Source organism: Clostridioides sp. ZZV14-6154 (assembly GCF_020657785.1).
GTDB lineage: Bacteria > Bacillota > Clostridia > Peptostreptococcales > Peptostreptococcaceae > Clostridioides.
In genome coordinates this window covers 1-262 of the sequence record NZ_JAGWCY010000080.1, presented here as the reverse complement: position 1 = coordinate 262, position 262 = coordinate 1, and the positions used below count along the sequence as shown (strand labels likewise).

2 protein-coding genes are annotated in these 262 nt (G+C 29.8%); both read left to right on the top strand.

Features of this window, described 5'->3' with window-relative positions; translation table 11 throughout:
- Positions 1-181: IS200/IS605 family transposase (tnpA, locus tag KGF45_RS19825; RefSeq protein ID WP_227843087.1), on the top strand; the 181-nt coding region annotated here is incomplete at its 5' end.
- A 7-nt stretch (positions 182-188) separates the two neighbouring features.
- Positions 189-262 (top strand): helix-turn-helix domain-containing protein (locus tag KGF45_RS19820; RefSeq protein ID WP_227843088.1); only part of this gene is annotated, 74 nt, incomplete at its 3' end.

Sequence of the window (262 nt, the reverse complement as noted above, 5' to 3'; positions counted from 1 at the left end):
GATATCTAAACTGCTAAATGCTTATAAATCAGCATCAAGTAGAAGAATAAAGAATGAATTTCCAAGTATTCGTAAGTCCTTATGGAAAGAATACTTTTGGAGCAAAAGTTATTGTCTAGTAACAACTGGTGGAGTTCCATTGGATGTTGTAAAACAATACATAGAAAATCAAGGAAAGTAGGGATAATATGCTAAGAGCATATAAATATAGATTATATCCAAATAGCGAACAAAAAGAATATTTTGCTAAAACTTTTGGATG